The sequence below is a fragment of the Cupriavidus pauculus genome (assembly GCF_022179805.1).
GTDB classification, from domain to species: domain Bacteria; phylum Pseudomonadota; class Gammaproteobacteria; order Burkholderiales; family Burkholderiaceae; genus Cupriavidus; species Cupriavidus pauculus_E.
This window is the reverse complement of sequence record NZ_BPUO01000008.1, coordinates 215614-235233: the sequence shown is the minus strand read 5'-3', so window position 1 is coordinate 235233 and position 19620 is coordinate 215614. Positions and strand designations below refer to the sequence as shown.

Genomic DNA, 19620 nt, shown 5'->3' with positions numbered 1-19620 from the left:
AGCCAGATCAGTGGCTTTCCACCGGCTTCTGCGTGGTTTCGCGGCTTCCGCGACGCTTCTGCGTCAGGTAGCCCCCGCCCAGCACGCCACCGATGATCACCACGTACAGGCCCCAGTAAATGACCGGCTGGCTTTCGAAGAACGCCTTCGTGACGGGCTCGTGCAGCACCATCTTCACCGCGGTGAAGGCCAGAACGCCTGCGCCGATGTAGATGACCGACGGAAAACGGGCCATCAGCTTGAGCACCAGGCTCGAACCCCAGACCACGATCGGGATACTGATCAGCAGGCCCAGCACCACCAGCAGGAAGCTGCCGTGGGCCGCGCCGGCCACGGCCAGCACGTTGTCCACGCCCATCACCGCGTCGGCGATGATGATGGTCTTCATGGCACCCACCAGCGTGCTGGCGCCAGCACCGTGCTCGTCGCCATCTTCCTCGGCGGCCAGCAGCTTGTAGGCAATCCAGACCAGCGCCAGGCCACCAACCAGCAGCAGGCCGGGGATCTTGAGCAGCCAGACCACGCCGATGGTCATGGCCGAACGGACCACGACGGCACCGATGGTGCCCCAGATAATGGCTTTCTTCTGCAGATGGGGCGGCAGGTTGCGCGCCGCAAGGGCGATCACGATGGCGTTGTCGCCGGCCAGCACCAGGTCAATGACGACGATCGACAGCAGCGCTGTCAGGAACTGCATCGTGAACAGATCGGTAAACCACTCCATGTACGCTCCTCAGGTACGGATAAAAAGCTGCTGGCCAATGGGCCGGCAAGGGTTTTTTGTTGCACCTGGGATTTACAGCGAGCGCCGGAAGTGAAATGGGGCCGCCTTTGCAAACCATAAAAACCAGGTGTGCAAAGGTCTTGCTCGACTGACTGGCGCGGAATGCGCGCCAGGGTCAGCACAACCGGAGACGTGCGGACGTCTCGGAATGACGATTGTGCTAAGGGCACGGATGCCCCCAAGCTACTCCCCTTTTACTTCCCTCTTTGGAAGGGATCGTGTCCGCCGGAAGCTCCGGTGAACACGTTGGACGCGATTATAAGGGAAGTGCGAGAAAAAATGTTGCACTGCTAGCTCGGGGTTTGTATGTATTCAGGTTGAGACATGGATGCCGTCTGACGCCGGCTTGCAGTTTGTAAAGTGATGCAACGCGTCACACGCGTATAAGCATATGCACCTATGCTATGTGGATCGGTTCGCGCAGATGTGCACCAGACTTGACAGGAGCGCATCCCAAACCGGGTCCGCATGCACCCTTGGTGTCATTGCGGAGATTTCGCGAGGGATTCACCGTAGTGCCCATCGACAACAAGGAAACGTCATGCCGGCCCCCGCTACGCTCCAGACGCCCGACACCCAGACCCGCCTCAAGTCCAGCAAGACCCCCCACCAGAACGGCCACGCCACCCCGGAAATCGCGCCCGAGCCGCGCATCATCGTCGGCAATGGCCACGCCCGCACCAACGGCACGCCGCAGCCCGAATTCGTGCAGCAGTACCGCGAAGACAGCAACGCGCTGCGCGCCGAGATCGCCCAGGGGTTGAGCGGTGCCCAGGCCAGGATCAGTCCGAAGTTTTTCTACGATGTGCTGGGCTCCAGGCTGTTCGAGGCCATCACCGACCTGCCCGAGTACTACCCCACGCGCACCGAGGCGTCGATCTTCGCCACGGCCGCGCCGGCCATTGCCGCGCGCGCGGGCAGCGGCTGCGTGCTGATCGACCTGGGCGCCGGTAATTGCCAGAAGGCCGCTCGGCTGTTTCCGAGCCTGCAGCCGGCCCAGTACGTGGCGCTCGATATTTCGGTGGAATTCCTGCGCGGCACGCTGGCCAACCTGCAGCAGCAGAACCCCCAGATTCCGATGCTTGGGCTCGGCGCCGACCTGTGCGGTCCGCTGGACCTGCCCACCAGCGTCAGGCGCGGACGGCGCCTGTTCTTCTATCCCGGTTCCAGCATCGGCAATTTCACGCCGATCGATGCGTTGGCGCTGCTGCAGCGGCTGCGCGCGGCGGCGGGCCCCGGCGACGGCGTGCTGATCGGCGTAGACTTGCACAAGGACACCGACACCCTGGTGGCCGCCTATGACGATGCGCTGGGCGTGACCGCCGCGTTCAACCGCAACGTGCTGCGCAATGTGAACCGCATCGTCGGTAGCGACTTTGCGCTGGAAGACTGGCGGCACGCGGCCACGTTCGATGTGCAGGCGTCGCGTATCCAGATGCACCTGCAGGCCGAGCGCGACGTGACCGTGCGCTGGCCTGACGGCGAGCGGCGCTTCGCGGCGGGCGAACGCATCCATACCGAGGATTCGCACAAGTACCGGCCCGACGATTTCGCGATCCTGCTCGAAGCTGCGGGATTCACGGATCCCGTTTGCTGGACCGATCCGCGCGGCTGGTTCGCGGTGTTCCACGCGCGCGGCTGAGCGCGCGCCGCCTGGCGGTAGCCGCGCCGCCAGCAGGGTGGAAAGGCACTGGCCGGAACGCGCGCGAACGTGGTGTCATAATGCGCGCAGCCGGCCCCGGCCGGCACCGATATTCACCCTCCGACACGGATTCCTCGATGAGCGGCTTCTCCATGCTTCCCGATCTCCACTTCACCGGCGGCACGGCGGGCTGGCCCGACGCGCGCCGGTTGCCGCGCGAGGGGTTGGCGCAAGCGCTGGTGGAGTCGCGCAACCGCACGCTGGCATGGCTGGGTGCATTCGGCCAGACCCGCAAGGGCTGGACCGTGCCGCGCCAGTACGACTGCAATCCGCCGCTGTGGGCGTTGGGCAATATCGCCTGGCATGCCGAGTGGTGGTGCCTGCGCGGCGTGCGGCACCTGGAGCAGGGCGGCATCCGTCTGCCAGTGGCCAGCGAGCCGTCGCTGCTGGACGGCGCCGACGAATGGTTCGACCCGGATCGCATCGGCCCCGACGAGCGCTGGGAAATCGCCTTGCCCGACGTGGCGGTGGTGAAGCACTACGCCACGCAGGTGCTCGATGGCCTGCTGCGCCGCATTGCGCTGCTGCCCGACGATAACGACGACACGCTGTACCCGTTCCGCCGCGCCCTGCACTACGAGGACGTGCAGGGCGAAACCGTGGCCGCGCTGCTGCAGGCGCTGGAACTGGCGCCGGCCGAGCCGGCATCGATTGCGCCGATGGGCGCGGTGGCCTCATCCGGCACGCTGCATTTCCCGGGCGGCAACTTCACGCAGGGCTGGCCGGAGCAGGGCGGATTCGCCTGGCCCGACGAAATTCCGGCCCAGAAGATCTATGTGCCCGCGTTCGAGATGGATGCGGCGCTGGTCACCAACGCCCAGTTCCTGGAATTTATCGAGGACCACGGCTATGAGCATCCGTCGTACTGGTCCACGGCCGGGCGGCAGTGGCTGATGACGCAGGAGCGGTCGGCGCCGCGTTATTGGGCGCGCCACGCGGTGAGCCGTAGCTGGGTGGTATCGCGCTTTGGCACCGAGCGCACGCTCAATCCCGACGAGCCGGTGCGCCACGTGACGCTGTTCGAGGCGCAGGCGTGGTGTGTGTGGGCAGGACGCCGCCTGCCACAGGAAGTGGAATGGGAGCTGGCGGCCACGCAGAATCGCGGGCTGCAATGGGGCGCGCTGCGCGAATGGACGGCCACCCCTTACGAGCCATACCTGGGGTTTGCCGCCGAGCCGACCGATGGCGAGATCATCGGCCGCTTCGGCACGCATCAGGCAGTGCGCGGCGTGTCGTTCGCGAGCCCGCAGCGGCTGCGCCATGTGCGGGCTCGCACGGCGCTGCTGCCGGAGGATGATGTGTCGTTTGTTGGGTTCCGGACCTGCGAGATCTAGTATTTGTTTTAGCGCCCCTCTCCCGCACGGCGGGAGAGGGGAGCAAGAGAACCCCCCCAAGAAAAACCGCAGCAATAAAAAAAGGCACCCGCAGGTGCCTTTTTTACTTTCCAGCTTTAGTGCTTAGCGCTCGTAGCGCGAGCGGCTGTTGCCGTTGCGCTGGCCGCCGAAGCCGCCACGATCGCCACCGCGGTCGCCGAACTTGCGGTCGCCGAAGCTGCGCTGCTCGCCGCCGAAGCCACCGCGGTTGCCGTCGCGCTGGCCGCCTTCACGGTTGCCGTACGAACGCTGTTCGCCGCCGAAGCTGCGATCGCCAAAGCTGCGCTGCTGGCCTTGACCCTGGCCTTGACCTTGGCCCTGGCCACGATAGCCGCCGCCGTTGCCACGGTCGCCGAAGCCGCGCTGCTCGCCGCGATCGCCAAAGCCACGTTGTTCGCCACGATCGCCGAAGCCACGGTTTTCGCCGCCGAAGCTGCGTTGCTCGCCACGGTCACCGAAACCACGGTTGCCGTCGTTGCCGAACTTGCGGTCGCCGAAGTTACGGTCGCCAAAGCTGCGCTCGCCGCCTTCGCGGTTGCCGCGATAGCCGCCGCCGTTGCCGTTGCTGTTGCCACGGTAACCGCCGCCGTTGCTACGGAAGCCGTCACGGCCGCCGCCCGGCTTGCCGCCGAAGTTCGAACGCGGCTTGGGCGTACGACGCGGCTCCAGGCCTTCGATCACCGAAGCGTCGATGCGGTTGTTCGTGAAGCGCTCGATACGGCGCCACTGGAACACGTCGCCGTGGTTCACCAGGTTGATGGCGATACCCGAGCGACCGGCACGGCCCGTACGGCCAATGCGGTGCACGTAGTCTTCAGCCTGCTTGGGCAGGTCGAAGTTCACCACGTGGGTGATATCGGGCACGTCGATGCCACGGGCGGCCACGTCGGTGGCCACCAGGATGCGCAGGTTGCCGCGGCGCAGGGCGGTCAGCGTGCGGTTACGCGCGCCTTGCGTCATGTCGCCGTGCAGGGCGCCAGCGGCAAAGCCGGTGTCCGACAGACGCTCGGCCAGCGAATCGGCGTCGCGCTTGGTAGCCGTGAACACGATGGCTTGCTTCAGGCCGGCGTCGCGCAGCAGGTGGTCCAGCAGGCGTTCCTTGTGCGACATGTCGTCGGTGTAGTGCAGGCGCTGCTCGATGTTGCTGTGATCGGCGCGTGCGGCGGCGATCTCGATGCGTTGCGGGTCCTTCAGCTGGCGCGAGGCCAGTTGCGCGATGCGGGCGTCCAGCGTGGCCGAGAACATCAGCGTCTGGCGCGATGCCGGCGTGGCAGCCACGATGGCGTCGATGTCATCGGCAAAGCCCATGTCCAGCATGCGGTCGGCTTCGTCGAACACCAGCATGTCCAGCGCGGACAGGTCGATACGGCCGGCTTCGATATGGTCAAGCAGGCGGCCCGGCGTGGCGACCAGGATGTCCGGCATGCGCGACAGCATGGCCAGCTGCTTCGGGTAGGGCATGCCGCCCAGGATGCTGGCGCAGACGATGCGGCGCAGATGGCGGCCATACTTGGCGGCGGCTTCCGTGACCTGCAGGGCCAGTTCGCGCGTCGGCGTCAGCACCAGCAGCGACGGCTGTGCGGCGGCCGGACGGGGGCGCTTGCCCTTCATGCGCTTGGCCGGTTCGGTCGGACGGTTCGGGGCCGGCTTCTCGCTGATGCGCTGGATGGCGGGCAGCATGAACGCGGCGGTCTTGCCCGAGCCGGTCTGGCTCGAAACGAGCAGGTCGCGGCCAGCCAGGAAGGCGGGAATGGCCTCGGCTTGAACCGGAGTGGGGTTGTTGTAGTTGGCTTCAGCCAGGGCGCGCAGGATGGCGGCGTCCAGGCCGAGGTTGGCGAAGCCACTTTCCACCGCTTGCGGCGCGTCGGCGGCGGCCGGCGCTGCATCGGCGTTGAGCATGGCGTCGAGCTTGTCGAGCGGGCTCACGGCAGCGGCGGGCGTGGCGGATGCGTCGGCGGCGGAAGCAATAGGCTGCTCCGCACGGAAATCTTCGTGCTGGGTCATGTCGTACGTGATTAAAAATGCATGGCACCCTGGGGCATTGTGATGCTCGAGGGTAGGCGCAAGTGCAAAGTCTTAAAAAAGGCTTCGGCGCCAATCGGAAGGCCGTACGACAGACTCAGCTGGCAATACGGCGGCAGGCAGGGGAGGCGACTGGTCAATCAGGCAGACCGGCCGAAAAATCCCTGGCAGGCAAACAGCGCATCAATTCGGCTGTTCATCAGGATCGGAGACGAGGCGACGTCAGGTGAGCGGTGCGTTCTGGCCAGGCACCTGTCGGAACTTCGTGTGATGACAGAGGCAGGGAGCAGATCTTGGGAGGTAGCGGATACGCCACGGCGTGTTGCCTTCGGGCGCGGTGCGGAACTCACAGTGCGAAACTCACGGCGCGGAGTATAGCAGAACGTCGAAATTTTTGTTGCACCGCGAAAAGACGCAAACGTAATCAAACGTAAGCGCATGCGGCCGGGGCATCGCTTGAATGTCGAGGCGCGCTGCCTATACTGCAAACGCGGGCATGCATGCCCGTATGGGGTGGACGGATCAGCCCCGCTGATTCTGCCTTTGGCAAGGTTCGCTTGCCGCTCGGCACCGGTATTGCGGTCATTGATGCCACTGCCAGGTTTCCTCCGACTGTCCGGGTGGTCCGGATGGGCGTCCGCGTCATGGGCGGAATCCATGGGAAACATGCTTGGCAAGGGAATGACCGGAATCAGCCGGTGACGTAGACCCAGGAGATCCGGGCCCGTCCGCAACCAAAGCCCGCCAATTACTTGGCGGGCTTTTCTTTTTTTAGACCAGCTGAGCGTCGCGCGCAGATGAAGCTGACTTACTTGCGCGTGGCTTTGGTCTCCCGTTCCTGCCCTGCAACCTGCGATGTGCCGGGGAATCCCTCCGGATACTGGATCAGTCGTGCAAGCGTGGGGCGTCGGTGCGCTTGCCAGCGATAGCTGCCGGCAAGCCGTGCGCCACCGATGATGGCCGTCATGGCCTCGCGGTCGAGGTCCATGTTCTCCGACAAATCCTTGATGACGATCACTGCCATGGCGTTCTCCAGCATACGGGCCTCGCCGCGGCCGGCCTGAATGGCACCGGTCGGGCAGCGCCGGGGCAGGCGCGGGCCCGATTCAGTATAGGCGAACGGTCCCGCCGCATGCGCAGCGCACGAGACAGGACCGCTCCTGGACGCGCGGCACTCAGGCCACTGCCAGGTTGCCGCCCCATTGCGTCGGCTTGATGTTCAGCGCGAGGTTGCCCAGGTCGACGCCGACAATCTTGTTGTTGTTGAACGCGGCAACGTTCACCTGCTGCAGCTGCTGCACGCTCTGGTTGATATTGACGTTGACGTTGGCCAGCGGGCCGGTGGCGGCTATCTTGCCGAGCCAGTCTGCGCCGCCACGGATGGCGCGCAGCGATTGTTGGTCGAGGTCCTTGCTGACGGCAAGGTCGCGGACGATGATCGATGACATGGTGGACTCCTTGAAGGCGGATGCGGCGTGTCTGATGTGGGCCGGTGCTGGCGGGCGCGAGGGCGCTGCCCGCCAGCCTGGCGAATCAGGCGTTGTTCTGGGCGTACTGGTTCGTCGTCACGTTGTTGTGCATATGTTCCTGGAACGCGGAACCGTTGCCGAAGTAGTTGCCGACCTGCTGCATCTGCTGGTTCTGCTGGTCGATCTTGACGTGCGAGTCGAACGACAGCTTCACCGGGGCGTAGACGCTGGTCCACGGGGCGATCAGGCCCAGGCCGCCGCGTACCGACTTCATGCGGGTGGCTTCGAGGGTGGTGGTGCTGGACAGGTCGAGGATGGTCAGGGTGCTCATGGCAGTCTCCTAAGGGGCGATGATGGTAAGGCGATGGGTGGCGATGGTGCCGGTGTAAAACCTGGGTGCGTCCGTGCTCAGGCGGGGTGGTACACGTTGTTCTGCGCGTACTGGTTCGTCGTCACGTTGTTGTGCATGTTTTCCTGGAAGGCCGAGCCGTTGCCGAAGTAGTTCGTGACTTCCTGCATTTGCTGGTTCGACTGCTTGACGTCGAACACCTTGTCGACCGACAGCTTGAACGGGCTGTAGACGGTGGTAACGGGCAGGAAGGCGATGCCGCCGCGTACGGCTTGCCGCTTCTTGGCGTCGAGGGTTTCGGTCGAGGACAGGTCCTTGATGGTCAGCGTGGTCATGGTGGTCTCCTAAGGTAAGGAAGGTGGTGCTTTGGGTCAGGTTTGTCGAGCATCGGGTTGGTGTCGCGCTCGGACCAGATATCGCAGCAAGCGTGCCAGCGCGGGCCATGTCCGCGAAAAAAAACGGCGAGGCGTTGTGGCACAAGGGTTTGCGGGAAAACGGGTGGTGTGGGCCTGGCCGGCGCGGCAGGGCGGTGGCCCGCGAAGTGATGGGGCCCGGCCAACAGAAAGGTGTCGGGTGTCTGCGCGGCAGCAACGGGCAAGGTGGCGCGGCGCCGCAGTGTGGGATTGCGAATGGCCGGAGTGCGCACTAGTATCCATCGAAGGCCATGCGCCGTGACGCAACGGTTCCGCCTCAAAACTACTCGTCGGGATGCACCGGATGTCCAGCCTGACCGAACTCATACGGAATTTTCAGCGGGGCAGTTTGAGCCGCGACGAATTCCTCGCATCGGTGGATTTGGCCCTCAAGGACGATCAGACCGACTCCACGCAGTTCGCCCGCGTGCTCTCCGAGGAGCACACGCGATTTCCATTGCCGCCGGCCGTCTACGCCGAAGTCATGCATCGCATCGACTCGCACATGGCCACCCAGTTCGACCCGGTGGGCGAAGTGCAGCATCCGGTTCAGCACGACACGCAGCACGATGCGCGGCACGACATGCCTGGCGAGGAAACCCGCATCGTGCCCGAGGCACCGTCGCCGCTCAGCGGCATGACGGGCGGCCACACGGGCAATACAGGCAGCAATACGGGAAGCAACACGGGCAGCAATACCGGTAGCAGTACTGGTGGCCAGAGCGGACATTTCACGGGCGGTTACGTGCCGTCGGGACCCACCAAGGGCGTGGGCGATACGCTGAACGGGCGGTTCGTGCTGGAGGAATGCCTGGGCGTGGGCGGCATGGGCACGGTCTACAAGGCGCTGGACCTGCGCAAGCTCGAAGCATCAGACCGCAAGCCGTACATCGCCATCAAGGTGCTGAACATGCAGTTCAGCGGCCATCCAAAATCACTGATCGCCCTGCAGCGCGAGGCGCGCAAGGCACAGCAACTGGCGCACCGGAACATCGTCACGGTGTACGACTTCGACCGCGACGGCCCCACGGTCTTCCTGACCATGGAATACCTGCAGGGCAAGTCGCTCAACCGGGTGCTGCGCACGCCCGAGTTCCAGGGGCTGCCATACATAAAAGCCATGCCGATCATCGTCGGCATGGGCAGCGCGCTGGCCTACGCGCACGAGCGCGGCTTCGTGCATTGCGACTTCAAGCCCGCCAACGTGTTCCTGACCGATCGCGGCGAGGTCAAGGTCATCGACTTCGGCATTGCGCGCGGCTTCCAGCAGCCTGCCGACGACGCCGATCAGACCGTGTTCGATCCGGGATCGCTGGGCGGCATGACGCCGGCCTACGCCAGCCCGGAGATGTTCGAGCATCGCGAGCCCGATCCGCGTGACGATATCTACGCGCTGGCCTGCGTCAGCTACGAGCTGCTGACCGGGCGGCATCCGTTCAACCGGATGTCGGCCGCCGAGGCACGCGTCAAGAGCCTGCGTCCCGAGCAGCCCAAGGCGCTATCGCGTGGGCAGTGGAAGGCGTTGCGCCAGGCGTTGTCGCTGGACCGCGCCACGCGTACGCCGACGGTCAAGCAGTTCCTCGCCGGCCTTGGCGGCGAGACGCAGGAAGGCGGCGTGCGCCTGCCGGTGATTGCCGGCAGCGTGATTGCCGGCGTGGCGCTGGCCACTGGCGTGCTGGTCTACTTCTGGCGCAACCACGTGTCGACGCCGGACACCACGCCGCCGACGCAGGCCGAAGCACCGGCACCGTCCACTCCTTCCGCGCCGCCGCCACCGGAGGCGGTGCCGCTGAAACCCGAAGCAGTGGCCCAGGTGATCGCGGCCACGCCGTGCTCGCTGTTGACCGCCAACATCGAAGGCAACACGCTGCTGGTTAGCGGCTACGTTGCCGAGTCGGCGGCGGACGGCCTGCGCGACAAGCTCAACAAGGTGTCGGGCGTGAAATCGCTTAAGCTCGACGCCCAGCCGCTGGCCAACGACAAGTGCGATGTGGTGCGGCTGGTCGCGCCCTACTGGTCGGGCGGCCGCAAGGCCGGAGAAAAGGCCGGGGCAGCGCTGCGCACACGCGGCGGCACGCAACTGGCCGAAGGCACGCCGCTGGTGCTCGACATCAATACGCCGCCGCACGACTCGTATGTCTATGTTGATTATTTCTCGGCCGATGGCAAGGTGGCCCACCTTGTGCCCAGCGGACGCATCCAGGGCAACCAGGCGCCGGCCAGCTACAGCGCCACGGTGGGCGACAGCGGGGATTGGGTCATCTCGAAGCCGTTCGGTACCGAACTGGTGGTGCTGCTGACCACGCCCGCGCCGCTGTTCACCACGCGGCGGCCCGAAGTGGAAACGCGCCAGGAATACCTGCGCGCGCTGGAAAAGCCGCTGGCGCAGATGGCCGGCAAGCTGGGGCGCGATCAGATCAGCGCCGACATCGTGCAGATCTCGACACGCGCCAAGTAGTCTCAGCGGCCGTGGAACGCGCTACTTTGCATCCCGCAACACGCGGAACCCGTTCTGCGACTGCCGCACGCTGGAGCTGTACTTGAAGCGCGTGGATGACACCATGTAGCTGGCGCCCTCGCGCCACGATCCGCCTCGGATCACGCGTGCCGTGCAGGCCGGCTCTTCCCAGGACCTGCCATCGGTCGGCGCGTTCTTGTACGAGCTGTGCCAGCAATCGGACACCCATTCCCAGACGCTGCCGTTCATATCGTGCAAGCCGAACGGGTTGGCCGCGAACGACCCGACGTTGGCCGGCGCGGCGTCGCTCCATGGGTCGCCGCAGTCCTTGCAGTTGGCGTTGCCCTTGCTCATCTTGTCGCCCCACCAGAACGCGGAGCTGGTGCCGCCGCGCGCCGCGTATTCCCATTCGGCTTCAGTGGGCAGGCGATAGGTCTTGCCGGTGGTCTTCGACAGCCACGCCACGTACTGCTGCGCGTCGTCCCAGCTGACGTCACGGACGGGCGCGTTCTTGGCCTCGGGCGGGTTGGTGGCGATGCGCGGGCAGGCGTTGGCGTCGGCGCACACGTTCCACTGCTCCACCGTGACCTCGTACTTGCCGATGGCGAACGCATTGCCCACGTTCACGTGATGCGGCGGCTTCTCGGCGGGATCGCTGGTATTGCTGCCCATCGTGAAGCCGCCCGGATTCACGGCGATCATCACCGGGCACTGCGGACAGTCGCGCGACTCCGCGCCACGCGCCTCGGCCGGCCTTGCCGCGCCGCCGGCTGGCGCTTCCTTGCCTTCGGCCGGATAGGTCACCGTTCCCTGCGCAATCGCGCCACCCGCGCGCGTGCGCGGCTGCCCGGCGGCGCCGGCCGTGGGCGGCGTGGGTGCCGGGGCAGGCGTGGGCTTGGCGGCGGGTGCGGGCTTGGGCGGCTCGGGCTTCGCTTCCGCCTTGGTGTCGGGCTTGGTGGCTGGGGGCTGGGCGGCCGGGGGCTGCGCGGCCTGTGCTGGCGCGGTGGCCTTGATGCGTTCGAGCCGGGACTTGGCCAGCGCCGCGAAGCGCCCATTGGGGTACTGCTTCAGATAGGCCTCGTAGTCCGCGGCGTAGGTACTGTTCTTGATCGAATCCCAGAACGTCAGTTCGTACTGCTCGTCGCTGTTCTTGGGCAGGATGCCTGCGTGGGCTGATGGCGGCAGCAGGCTGGCGCCAGGCCATGCGTTGCCCGATGGTGGCCCATGCAACGCCGCATCCATTCCCGGGCCGAGTGCCAGCAGCGCTACGAAAAATGCTTTCCGCCACATATTCATCCCCTTCAGGATCGCCGCGGCATGCGGTGTGGAGTTGCCGAGACGCGGTACCGGCCGTTTCAAGATAGCACAGCCCTTGTGGCGTGAAAGTTCGCTTTTTGGTGTCTTCCGACCTACGCTTCAGGACACATCGCCGAGCGCATCAAGAACATCCACCAAGAATCCGCTCCCCCGCGGGAATACCGTGTGAAGCGGACAGTTCTCCGGGAGGAGCCGCCATGTCCAGACGATCCCTGCTGCACGCGCTCGCGGCCGCATTCCTGGCCAGTTGGACGACATTCGCGATACCGCTCACGCCGGCCCCCAAGGGCGCGGAGACGTACATCATCTGGCCCGCCGACGGCACGGTCATCGAGGGCGGCAAGCTCTGGGTGCGCATGGGGCTCAAGGGCATGGGCGTCTGTCCCAAGGGCATCGAACGGCCAAACTGCGGACATCACCATCTGCTGATCGACGTCGACCTGCCGCCGCTGGACAAGGAAATCCCGAACGATCGCAATCACCTGCACTTTGGCGCCGGTGAAACCGACGCGCGCATCGAACTGCCTCCGGGCAAGCACACGTTGCAGCTGCTGCTGGGCGACAGCAAACATGTACCGTTCGATCCGCCGATTTACTCCAAGAAGATCACGATCACTGTGCGCTAGCGCACACAGGCGCGAACGGGGGAGCCATGACCCATTTCAGACCGATGCTTATCGCGGGCATGACGTTGCTGTCCGCCGGTGCCATGCTGTACGCGGGCCTGGCGCGCGCCGCCGATGCGTCCGCCCCCACGGCATCGTCGCCCCATGCCGGCCACGCCATGGCGCCCGCAGCCGCCAGCGCGGCCTCGGGGCCCACGCCGGCACCGAAGAATGCCTATCTCTATATTGGCTTCCCGAACAACAACCAGACGCTGCAGGCGGGCAAGCCCATCAAGGTGTGGTTCGGGCTGCGCAACATGGGCGTGGCGCCCAAGGACGTCAAGTATCCGAACACGGGCCACCACCACCTGCTGATCGATGTCGACCTGCCACCGCTGGACAAGGAAATCCCGAACGACCGCAACCACCTGCACTTTGGCGCGGGCGAAACGGAAACCACCATCGAGTTGCCGCCGGGCAAGCACACGCTGCAACTGCTGATGGGCGACGAGAAGCACATCCCGACCAATCCCCCGATCTACTCGAAGAAGATCACGATCTATGTGAAATGACCGGTCAAGGGCTCGGAGCGAAAAGGCGGGGCGGTCCGCCTGTCTCCGATACGGCGCACAGCGATGTGCGCCGCTTTTTTTGGTGAGCGGCGCAAGCCAACAGTGTGTGGACGGCTGTCGGTGACCGTCCAACACCTTGCCTGGCGCTGGCCGTCAGCGAAATCTCCGTCCGAAACCCGCAAAGCCTTGCTCTACAAGCGTTTCCAGACTTTTTTCATCGGCCTGGCCCGGGCTGGCACGCTTGCTGCGATATCTGGTCCGAGCGCGACACCAACCCGATGCTCGACAAACCTGACCCAAAGCAGCACCTTCCTTCTCTAGGAGACCATCATGACCACGCTGACCATCAAAGACCTGTCCTCGACCAAAACCCTCGACGCCAAGAAGCTGCAGGCAGTACGCGGCGGTATCGCACTGTTTGCCCCGTACACCTCGATCTACACGCCGGTGAGCCTGTCGTTCGACTCGCACAAGACGATCACGCAATCGAACCAGCAGATGCAGTCGGTGGCCAACTACTTCGGTAACGGCTCGGCCTTCCAGGACCATATGCACAACAACGTGACGACGAACCAGTACGCCCAGAACAACGCTTGATGATCCGTACGGTTCAGGCGGCACCGGCGTCGCAGGCCAGCCAATAGGCCATCGACGTACCAGCCGCACGGGGAGCTTGCGCCGGGGACACCTCCGCCCCGGCGCTTTTTTTGCCCTTTTTTTCGTCCGCTTCTCGCGGACACGCACACCGAGGTTGGCGTACGCCGGACGCCGACCCACAATACAGAACGAACGCCAGGACGCTCTGCCACGGTCCGCTGGCGCTTCAAGCAGGAAGCCATCGTGAACGCAATCGCCTTCGCTCCGCATCGCAAGTGCCTGTTGTCGGGCCTCGCCTTGTCCGTGGTGCTGCTGGCCGGCTGTGCCGATTTCCGCCCGCCCGAATACAACCGGCCCGAAACGCCGGCCAAGGCGGCGTGGAGCGGCAACGAATCGGTCAGCGTTTCGCCCACCGAGACGATCCTGCCGAACTGGTGGCAAGGCTTTGGCGATCCGTTCCTGGACCAGCTCGTGGCCAAGGCGCTGTCCGGCAACTACGACATCAAGGTGCTGGCGGCACGCATCCGCGTGGCCAATGCCCAGATTTCCGAGGCACGCGCTGGCGCGCTGCCCGTGTTTGACATCGGCGCCGGGCTGGACGTGAGCAAGACCACCGGCCAGCCGGTATCGCGCACCTACAACCTGGGCGGCACGGTGAACTGGGACATCGACGTCTGGGGCAAGGTCGAGAAGGGCGTCCAGGCGCAAACCGCCGAGTTTCGCGCCACCGAGGCCGACTGGCGTGCCGGATACCTGGCGCTGGCGTCCGATGTATCGATCACGTACTTCACCATCCTGCTGCTCGACGAACAGATTGCGCAGCAGCGCCGCACGGTGGGCCGTAACAACGACATTCTGGGCACGTACAAGGCCATGCTGGCCAACGGGCTGCTGCCGCAGATCCGGGTGATGCAGCAGCAGGCCGAAATCAACCGGCTGACCAAGGACCTGCTCGAATTTCAGCGCTCGCGCAATGTGGCCGAGAACGCGCTGGCCACGCTGGTGGGCGTGCCTGCCGGCGAGCTCAAGGTGCCGCCGGGCAAGCTGCAGGACCGTGTGAAGCTGCCCGTGGTGCCGGCCGGGCTGCCGTCGCAACTGCTGGCCCGGCGGCCCGACATCGTCGCCGCCGAGTATCGCGTGCTGGCGGCCTACAACCTGGTGGGCCAGGCCCGGCTGGCGCAACTGCCCAGCATCAGCCTGACCGCGCGTGGCGGCACGGCCAGCTTTGCGCTGTCCGACCTGATGAAGTCGTTCACGTTCGGCTTCATGCCCAGCATCAACCTGCCGATGCTCGACCCGAACGTGCGTGCCCGGGTGAAGACCACCGAGGCCAATGTCGGCGTGGTCGAGAACGAATACGGCCGCACCGTGATGACCGCGTTCGAGGAGGTGGAAAGCGCACTCGTCAACGTCGACGCCCACAAGAAGCAGCGCATCGAACTGCAGCAGCAGGTGAGCCAGCTACGCGTGGTGGGCGCGCAGATCGAGGCCCAGGCGCGCGAAGGCATCGCATCGCAGCTCGACGTGTTCGAGTCGGAACGTTCGCTGCTGTCCGCCGAGCAATCGTTGTTGGCCGTGCACCAACAAATCCTGGCCGATACCGTCACGCTGTACAAGGCACTGGGCGGCGGCTGGCCCGATGTGAACGTGCGCAATGGACGCACGGACACCACCGCCGATGCCGCACCGGCCCCCGGCGCGCCGGTGCCCAAGGCGGCGCGTTAGTCGCAGCGGCGCACAAAGCGTTGCAACCCTGAAACCCGCACCGCGCATGCGTTTGCGCAACGCTGCGCCGCAGCGCATTGACTCCCCCTGAGCGTGGCCTACTATGTTCTTACCCGTGACCTGCCGCCCCCTTGCCGACGCCTGCCGCCCCGCGTGCAGCGTTGCCTCGCGGTCGCGCGCCACGGGCCGCACTGTTGGCTCAGTTGAAACATGACGCGCGACGAAGCTCCTTTCATGGATGTGCCGGTCATGGCTCCCCGGCCGGGCCAGGCGTTCGATGTCCTGCTGATGCCGGTGTCGCGCCCCGAGCTAGGCGAAATCCGCATCGACGAAGACCTGTTCGCGATCGGGCGCGGCGAGGCGCCATTCGCCGCGTATCCAACCGAAGCCATCTCGGTGCTGTCGCGGCGCCACGCGCGTATCTTTTCCGAGGACGGCGCGGTCTATGTGGCCGACCTGGGCAGCAAGAACGGCACACGCGTGAACGGCGACACCGTTGCGCAGCAGCCGGCCCGGCTGCGCGATGGCGACGAAGTCAGTTTCGGCGCCGATCTCGCGTATCGCGTCAGGCTCTACGCGCGCCCGCCGGAAGCCGAGCCGCCCCGTGTGGCCGTCACGCTGGTGCCGATGCGCGAGGACCTGGGCCTGCAGCCCGTGATCATCGGCGGCTTTCCGTTCATGGTCAGCAAGGCCGACGACACGTTTGCCCGCTATCGCGACAACTATCCGCACCAGGTGAACTACCTGTCGCGCCGGCACGCCCATGTGTATCTGAAACAAGGCGTGCCATGGATCGAGGACCTGGGCAGCACCAACGGCACGTTCGTCAATGGCGTGCGGCTGCGCGACCAGTCGGTGCGGCTGGAACCCGACGACGTGGTGGCGTTTGGCGGCAGCCACTTCGTCTACCGCGTGGGCATCGAGCACGAGGCTGACGCCGATGCCACGGCCACTAGGACATCGCTGGCCGGCATGGCGCCGCCGGCATCACTCGAAGCATCCGCCGCGCAGCCGCCGCTCAACGGCGCGGGCGCCGCCATGCCGGTCGATGTCGACCCCGACAAGACCACGTTCGTGGGCGCAGCAGATTCCTTCCTCGACATCTTCTGCATGGATTACCCCGCCGCGCAGGAGGATGAAGTCAACCCCGAGGCCATGCCCGACGCGGCCGATGCCGCGCATGCACCGGCACCGCGCGGCCGCGTGACGATGATGGTGGTGGAGGCGCTGCGCAACTTCGGCATCCGCGACCGCCACCAGGTGGAACGGGCCGCCCGCGTGGCAATCCTGGTGATTGCCGTGCTGGTGATCGGCGGCGGCTATATCTGGTGGCGCGGCGCGCCGGACCGGTCGCTGCAGGCGCTGGTCGACGAAGGCAAGTACGCGCGGGCCGCCGAGGTGGCGGACAAGGTGCTGTCGCGCCGGCCCGACGAGACCCACTACAAGACGCTGGGTGCCGAGGCGTTGATGCGTGGCTACGTGCCGCAGTGGGCCACCCGGCTGCAGGCCGGCGACTTCACCGGCGCCGGTGCCGTGCTCGACGAGATGCGCGCGCGCAGCCAGCACAATCCCGATGGCCAGGCGCTGATCACTCAACTGGCCTGGGTGGGCGACCTCGAACAATATGTGGCGCAGCGCGGCGGTATTGAAGGCCCGATCCGCATGTATGCAGATGAAGCGCGGATTCGCGACCTGCTGCAGCGCTGGGAGGACGACACCGCGTCGCACCAGCGGCTGCTGGGGCGCATTGCCAACGATGTGCCGCCATTTCGCGATACCTACGCGCGGGCGCTGAGCGATCTGCGTCGCCTGCAGAACGACGAATCGGTGCTGCTTGCCGCCGTCGACCGGCTCGACGCGGCCATCGCGACGGAACTGGGCCGTGACCAGCCCGAGGCGCTGCAATCGATGCTGGTGGAGTACAAGGACAAGTACGCGCGGCTGTCGGGGCTCGATGCGGTGGAAAGCGACCTGCGCCAGTACACGGCCATGATCCGCTCGCTGCGCGACCGGGCCCCGGGGCCGTTGGTGGCGCAGATGCTCAAGGCGAAGTTCGCGACGCCGCCATTCCAGACCGCCTACCAGAAGCTCAAGGCCGCGCGCCTGCCCGGCGAAGACGTGCAGAAGCAATACGTGGCTGCGAGCAAGGCATGGGAGCAGGGCGACGGGGTGGCGGCCATTACCGCGCTGAAGGCCGTGACGGCAGGGCCGTGGGCGGCGGATGTGGCACGCGACGTCGCGCACAAGGAGCAGGTGCTGTCGCAATACGCGGCGGTCAAGGCCGCACGCGGCACGCCGGGCTACGAAGACCAGTTGCTGGGGTTCTATGCCTCGCTCGACCCCGAGGCCGACGCGTTCTTCGCCAAGGTCGTGGACGCCGACGTCAACACGATCCGCGACGCGGCATTGCGCCGCGCCAACATGCTGCTGAACCGCGCAGCAACGTCGTGGCGCCAGTATCGCAACAACGGCCTGATCGCCGGCGAGCAACGGCTCGAAGCAGGCATCTCGGCCAAGTTCCGCAGCCAGGCCAAGCTGCTGGCCGATGCGCAGGAAGACGCGCGGCAGGGCTTGCGCATCTATGCACAGTTGAAGATTGATGACACGGCGCAGTGGAGCAAGATCCGCGACGACATCCAGGCCGAGATCGACGCCCAGCGCCGCTCGCTGACCGACTTGCGCATGGTGCTGGACCCGGCGGTGCTCAAGGCCAAGCTGGCGCTGGTCGGCGAGGGCAGCCCGGAGGGTGCCAAAGACAGCACCAAGGATGCCGCCAAAGACAGTGCCAAGGACGGCGCCACGACTGCCGCGAAACCCGAAGCCGGAGCCACGCCATGAAGGACGAGAACCGCGACCACAAGCTGCGGCCGCTGACAGAGGCCCTGGACGACCACAGCGCTGAAGGCATCGCGCTGCTCAGTGCCGAGCCGCGCAGGCTGACGCTGCTGACGGTGGTGACCACGGCCGTGCTGGTGCTTTGCTCGGTGCTCTGGTCGTTCTTCGGGCACGCGGATGTCATCGTCACCGCGCAGGGCACGCTGGCGCCGGAGTCCGAGGTGCGGCGGTTCTACGCGCCGGTGGATGGCGAGCTGGTGGACCTCTACGTGGCCGAGGGCCAGCCCGTATCGAAGGACGACGTGGTGGCGCGGCTCAACGCGCGTGGCGCGATCGAGGCTGCGGCCAACGCGCTGCAGGCACAGCTCAAGCTGGAGGATGCCGAACGCGAGTGGAAGCAGTTTCCGGAGCGCAAGGCGCTGCTGGAACGCCGGGCGTTGGCGCTGAAGCAGCAGATCGAACTCAATACGCGCCAGCACGAGAACCGGCTGGCCGAAGGCACCACGCGGCTGGCCGAGCAGCAGCGCGCGCAACTGACCGAGGCGCGCAGCAACCTGGAGAACGCGCGCCGCGCCCGCGAGTTCGCGCGCCAGGAGCAGGACCGTTATGCACGGCTGTTTGCGTTGCCGGCAGGCGGCGGGGTGTCGCAGTCGCAGGTCGAGGCCAAGCGCGCCACCACGCAGGAAGCCGAGAACAACCTGCGCGTGGCGCAGTCGCGGCTGGCCGAACTGGATGCACGGCTGGCGCAGCAATTGACGCAGGCCAGCGCGCAACTGGAAGGCAGCGGCCAGGAGCTGGCCAGCCTGCGCGTGCAGTACGACGCCGCCGTGCGCGAGATCACGGGCACCGAGGACAAGCTGCGCCTGCAGGTGCAGACGGCCCGGCTTGTGGCCGATGCAGCGGCACGCATCAAGTTCGAGAACATCGACAAGGACAACTTCCTGCTGATCCTGGCACCGGTGTCGGGCGTGATCACCGATGTCACGTCGACGCAGCGCGGCGACAAGGTGCAGGCCAATACGCCGCTGGGCGGCATCGCGCCCAAGGACGCGCGGCCCATGCTGCGCATCGAGATTGCCGAGCGCGACCGCGCGTTCCTGCGCGAAGGGCTGCCTGTCAAGCTCAAGTTCAGCGCGTTTCCGTACCAGCGTTACGGGCTGATCGCGGGCACGCTCGAATACATCTCGCCGGCCACCAAGCCATCGGGGCCGGACAAGCAGCCGGTGTACGAGGGGCGCGTGCGGCTGGCACAGGACTACTACAGCGTGGCCGCCAGCAAGTATCCGCTGCGCTACGGCATGACCGCCACGGCCGAGATCGTGGTACGGGAGAGGCGCCTGATCGACCTGGGGCTCGATCCGTTCAGGCAGGTCGCAGGTTGAACCGTGAGGAGAGGGCG

The 19620-nt window shown here is 66.0% G+C and carries 16 protein-coding genes; 9 read left to right on the top strand and 7 right to left on the bottom strand.

Annotation, left to right across the window (positions count from 1 at the left end):
- Positions 1–7: 7 nt before the first annotated feature.
- Positions 8–724 carry a TerC family protein gene (locus MFF62_RS18590; protein ID WP_238264595.1) on the bottom strand — a complete coding sequence of 239 codons (717 nt, stop codon included), beginning with the start codon at positions 722–724 and terminating at the stop codon, positions 8–10.
- A 601-nt stretch (positions 725–1325) separates the two neighbouring features.
- On the opposite strand from MFF62_RS18590, the gene egtD reads away from it, so the two are divergent.
- Together egtD and MFF62_RS18580 are read left to right on the top strand one after the other, a co-directional pair.
- Positions 1326–2426, top strand: a complete 1101-nt coding sequence (egtD, locus tag MFF62_RS18585; protein ID WP_238264594.1) for an L-histidine N(alpha)-methyltransferase — start codon at positions 1326–1328, stop codon at positions 2424–2426.
- Positions 2427–2563: 137 nt separating this feature from the next.
- Positions 2564–3820, top strand: a complete 1257-nt coding sequence (locus MFF62_RS18580; protein WP_238264593.1) for an SUMF1/EgtB/PvdO family nonheme iron enzyme — start codon at positions 2564–2566, stop codon at positions 3818–3820.
- Between the two features lie 123 nt (positions 3821–3943).
- On the opposite strand, the gene MFF62_RS18575 is transcribed toward MFF62_RS18580, so the two are convergent.
- From MFF62_RS18575 to MFF62_RS18555, 5 genes are all read right to left on the bottom strand, one after another.
- On the bottom strand, positions 3944–5863 hold the full coding sequence (locus MFF62_RS18575) for a DEAD/DEAH box helicase (RefSeq protein ID WP_238264592.1): 1920 nt from the start codon (positions 5861–5863) through the stop codon (positions 3944–3946).
- Positions 5864–6689: 826 nt separating this feature from the next.
- Complete coding sequence (locus tag MFF62_RS18570) at positions 6690–6905, bottom strand: hypothetical protein (RefSeq protein WP_238264591.1); 216 nt, start codon at positions 6903–6905, stop codon at positions 6690–6692.
- Between the two features lie 151 nt (positions 6906–7056).
- A complete protein-coding gene (locus tag MFF62_RS18565; protein ID WP_238264590.1) occupies positions 7057–7329 on the bottom strand; it encodes a hypothetical protein in 273 nt (90 codons plus the stop codon).
- An 85-nt stretch (positions 7330–7414) separates the two neighbouring features.
- Positions 7415–7681 carry a hypothetical protein gene (locus MFF62_RS18560; RefSeq protein WP_238264589.1) on the bottom strand — a complete coding sequence of 89 codons (267 nt, stop codon included), beginning with the start codon at positions 7679–7681 and terminating at the stop codon, positions 7415–7417.
- 77 nt (positions 7682–7758) lie between these two features.
- Entirely contained in the window at positions 7759–8034 is a 276-nt protein-coding gene (locus MFF62_RS18555) for a hypothetical protein (protein WP_238264588.1), read from the bottom strand.
- Positions 8035–8416: 382 nt separating this feature from the next.
- Here MFF62_RS18555 and MFF62_RS18550 point away from each other — a divergent pair, with 382 nt between their 5' ends.
- Positions 8417–10570 (top strand): serine/threonine protein kinase, encoded by a 2154-nt coding sequence (locus MFF62_RS18550; protein ID WP_238264587.1) that lies wholly within the window; start codon positions 8417–8419, stop codon positions 10568–10570.
- 21 nt (positions 10571–10591) lie between these two features.
- Here MFF62_RS18550 and MFF62_RS18545 read toward each other — a convergent pair whose 3' ends face one another.
- Positions 10592–11860: a formylglycine-generating enzyme family protein gene (locus tag MFF62_RS18545; RefSeq protein WP_238264586.1), complete on the bottom strand. Its 1269-nt coding sequence runs from the start codon at positions 11858–11860 to the stop codon at positions 10592–10594.
- A gap of 224 nt (positions 11861–12084) precedes the next feature.
- On the opposite strand from MFF62_RS18545, the gene MFF62_RS18540 reads away from it, so the two are divergent.
- From MFF62_RS18540 to MFF62_RS18515, 6 genes are all read left to right on the top strand, one after another.
- The gene (locus MFF62_RS18540; RefSeq protein WP_238264585.1) at positions 12085–12513 is read left to right on the top strand and encodes a DUF4399 domain-containing protein; all 429 of its coding nucleotides are present in this window, start codon (positions 12085–12087) and stop codon (positions 12511–12513) included.
- 158 nt (positions 12514–12671) lie between these two features.
- Positions 12672–13064 carry a DUF4399 domain-containing protein gene (locus tag MFF62_RS18535; protein WP_238264756.1) on the top strand — a complete coding sequence of 131 codons (393 nt, stop codon included), beginning with the start codon at positions 12672–12674 and terminating at the stop codon, positions 13062–13064.
- Positions 13065–13394: 330 nt separating this feature from the next.
- Entirely contained in the window at positions 13395–13661 is a 267-nt protein-coding gene (locus MFF62_RS18530) for a hypothetical protein (RefSeq protein ID WP_238264584.1), read from the top strand.
- 252 nt (positions 13662–13913) lie between these two features.
- A complete protein-coding gene (locus tag MFF62_RS18525) occupies positions 13914–15386 on the top strand; it encodes an efflux transporter outer membrane subunit (protein ID WP_238264755.1) in 1473 nt (490 codons plus the stop codon).
- A gap of 210 nt (positions 15387–15596) precedes the next feature.
- A complete protein-coding gene (locus MFF62_RS18520) occupies positions 15597–18224 on the top strand; it encodes an FHA domain-containing protein (RefSeq protein WP_238264583.1) in 2628 nt (875 codons plus the stop codon).
- Positions 18221–19603: an HlyD family secretion protein gene (locus MFF62_RS18515; protein WP_238264582.1), complete on the top strand. Its 1383-nt coding sequence runs from the start codon at positions 18221–18223 to the stop codon at positions 19601–19603. The genes MFF62_RS18520 and MFF62_RS18515 overlap by 4 nt, the downstream gene beginning before the upstream one ends.
- The last annotated feature ends 17 nt before the right edge of the window (positions 19604–19620 follow it).

What these genes read in the sequence shown, in the direction of transcription:
- MFF62_RS18575 (WP_238264592.1), bottom strand. Translation starts at nt 5,863, where the DNA reads ATGACCCAGCACGAAGATTTCCGTGCGGAGCAGCCTATTGCTTCCGCC.
- MFF62_RS18545 (WP_238264586.1), bottom strand. Translation starts at nt 11,860, where the DNA reads ATGTGGCGGAAAGCATTTTTCGTAGCGCTGCTGGCACTCGGCCCGGGA.
- MFF62_RS18530 (WP_238264584.1), top strand. Translation starts at nt 13,395, where the DNA reads ATGACCACGCTGACCATCAAAGACCTGTCCTCGACCAAAACCCTCGAC.
- MFF62_RS18515 (WP_238264582.1), top strand. Translation starts at nt 18,221, where the DNA reads ATGAAGGACGAGAACCGCGACCACAAGCTGCGGCCGCTGACAGAGGCC.
- MFF62_RS18580 (WP_238264593.1), top strand. Translation starts at nt 2,564, where the DNA reads ATGAGCGGCTTCTCCATGCTTCCCGATCTCCACTTCACCGGCGGCACG.
- egtD (WP_238264594.1), top strand. Translation starts at nt 1,326, where the DNA reads ATGCCGGCCCCCGCTACGCTCCAGACGCCCGACACCCAGACCCGCCTC.
- MFF62_RS18540 (WP_238264585.1), top strand. Translation starts at nt 12,085, where the DNA reads ATGTCCAGACGATCCCTGCTGCACGCGCTCGCGGCCGCATTCCTGGCC.
- MFF62_RS18555 (WP_238264588.1), bottom strand. Translation starts at nt 8,034, where the DNA reads ATGACCACGCTGACCATCAAGGACCTGTCCTCGACCGAAACCCTCGAC.
- MFF62_RS18560 (WP_238264589.1), bottom strand. Translation starts at nt 7,681, where the DNA reads ATGAGCACCCTGACCATCCTCGACCTGTCCAGCACCACCACCCTCGAA.
- MFF62_RS18590 (WP_238264595.1), bottom strand. Translation starts at nt 724, where the DNA reads ATGGAGTGGTTTACCGATCTGTTCACGATGCAGTTCCTGACAGCGCTG.
- MFF62_RS18565 (WP_238264590.1), bottom strand. Translation starts at nt 7,329, where the DNA reads ATGTCATCGATCATCGTCCGCGACCTTGCCGTCAGCAAGGACCTCGAC.
- MFF62_RS18570 (WP_238264591.1), bottom strand. Translation starts at nt 6,905, where the DNA reads ATGGCAGTGATCGTCATCAAGGATTTGTCGGAGAACATGGACCTCGAC.
- MFF62_RS18520 (WP_238264583.1), top strand. Translation starts at nt 15,597, where the DNA reads ATGACGCGCGACGAAGCTCCTTTCATGGATGTGCCGGTCATGGCTCCC.
- MFF62_RS18550 (WP_238264587.1), top strand. Translation starts at nt 8,417, where the DNA reads ATGTCCAGCCTGACCGAACTCATACGGAATTTTCAGCGGGGCAGTTTG.
- MFF62_RS18535 (WP_238264756.1), top strand. Translation starts at nt 12,672, where the DNA reads ATGGCGCCCGCAGCCGCCAGCGCGGCCTCGGGGCCCACGCCGGCACCG.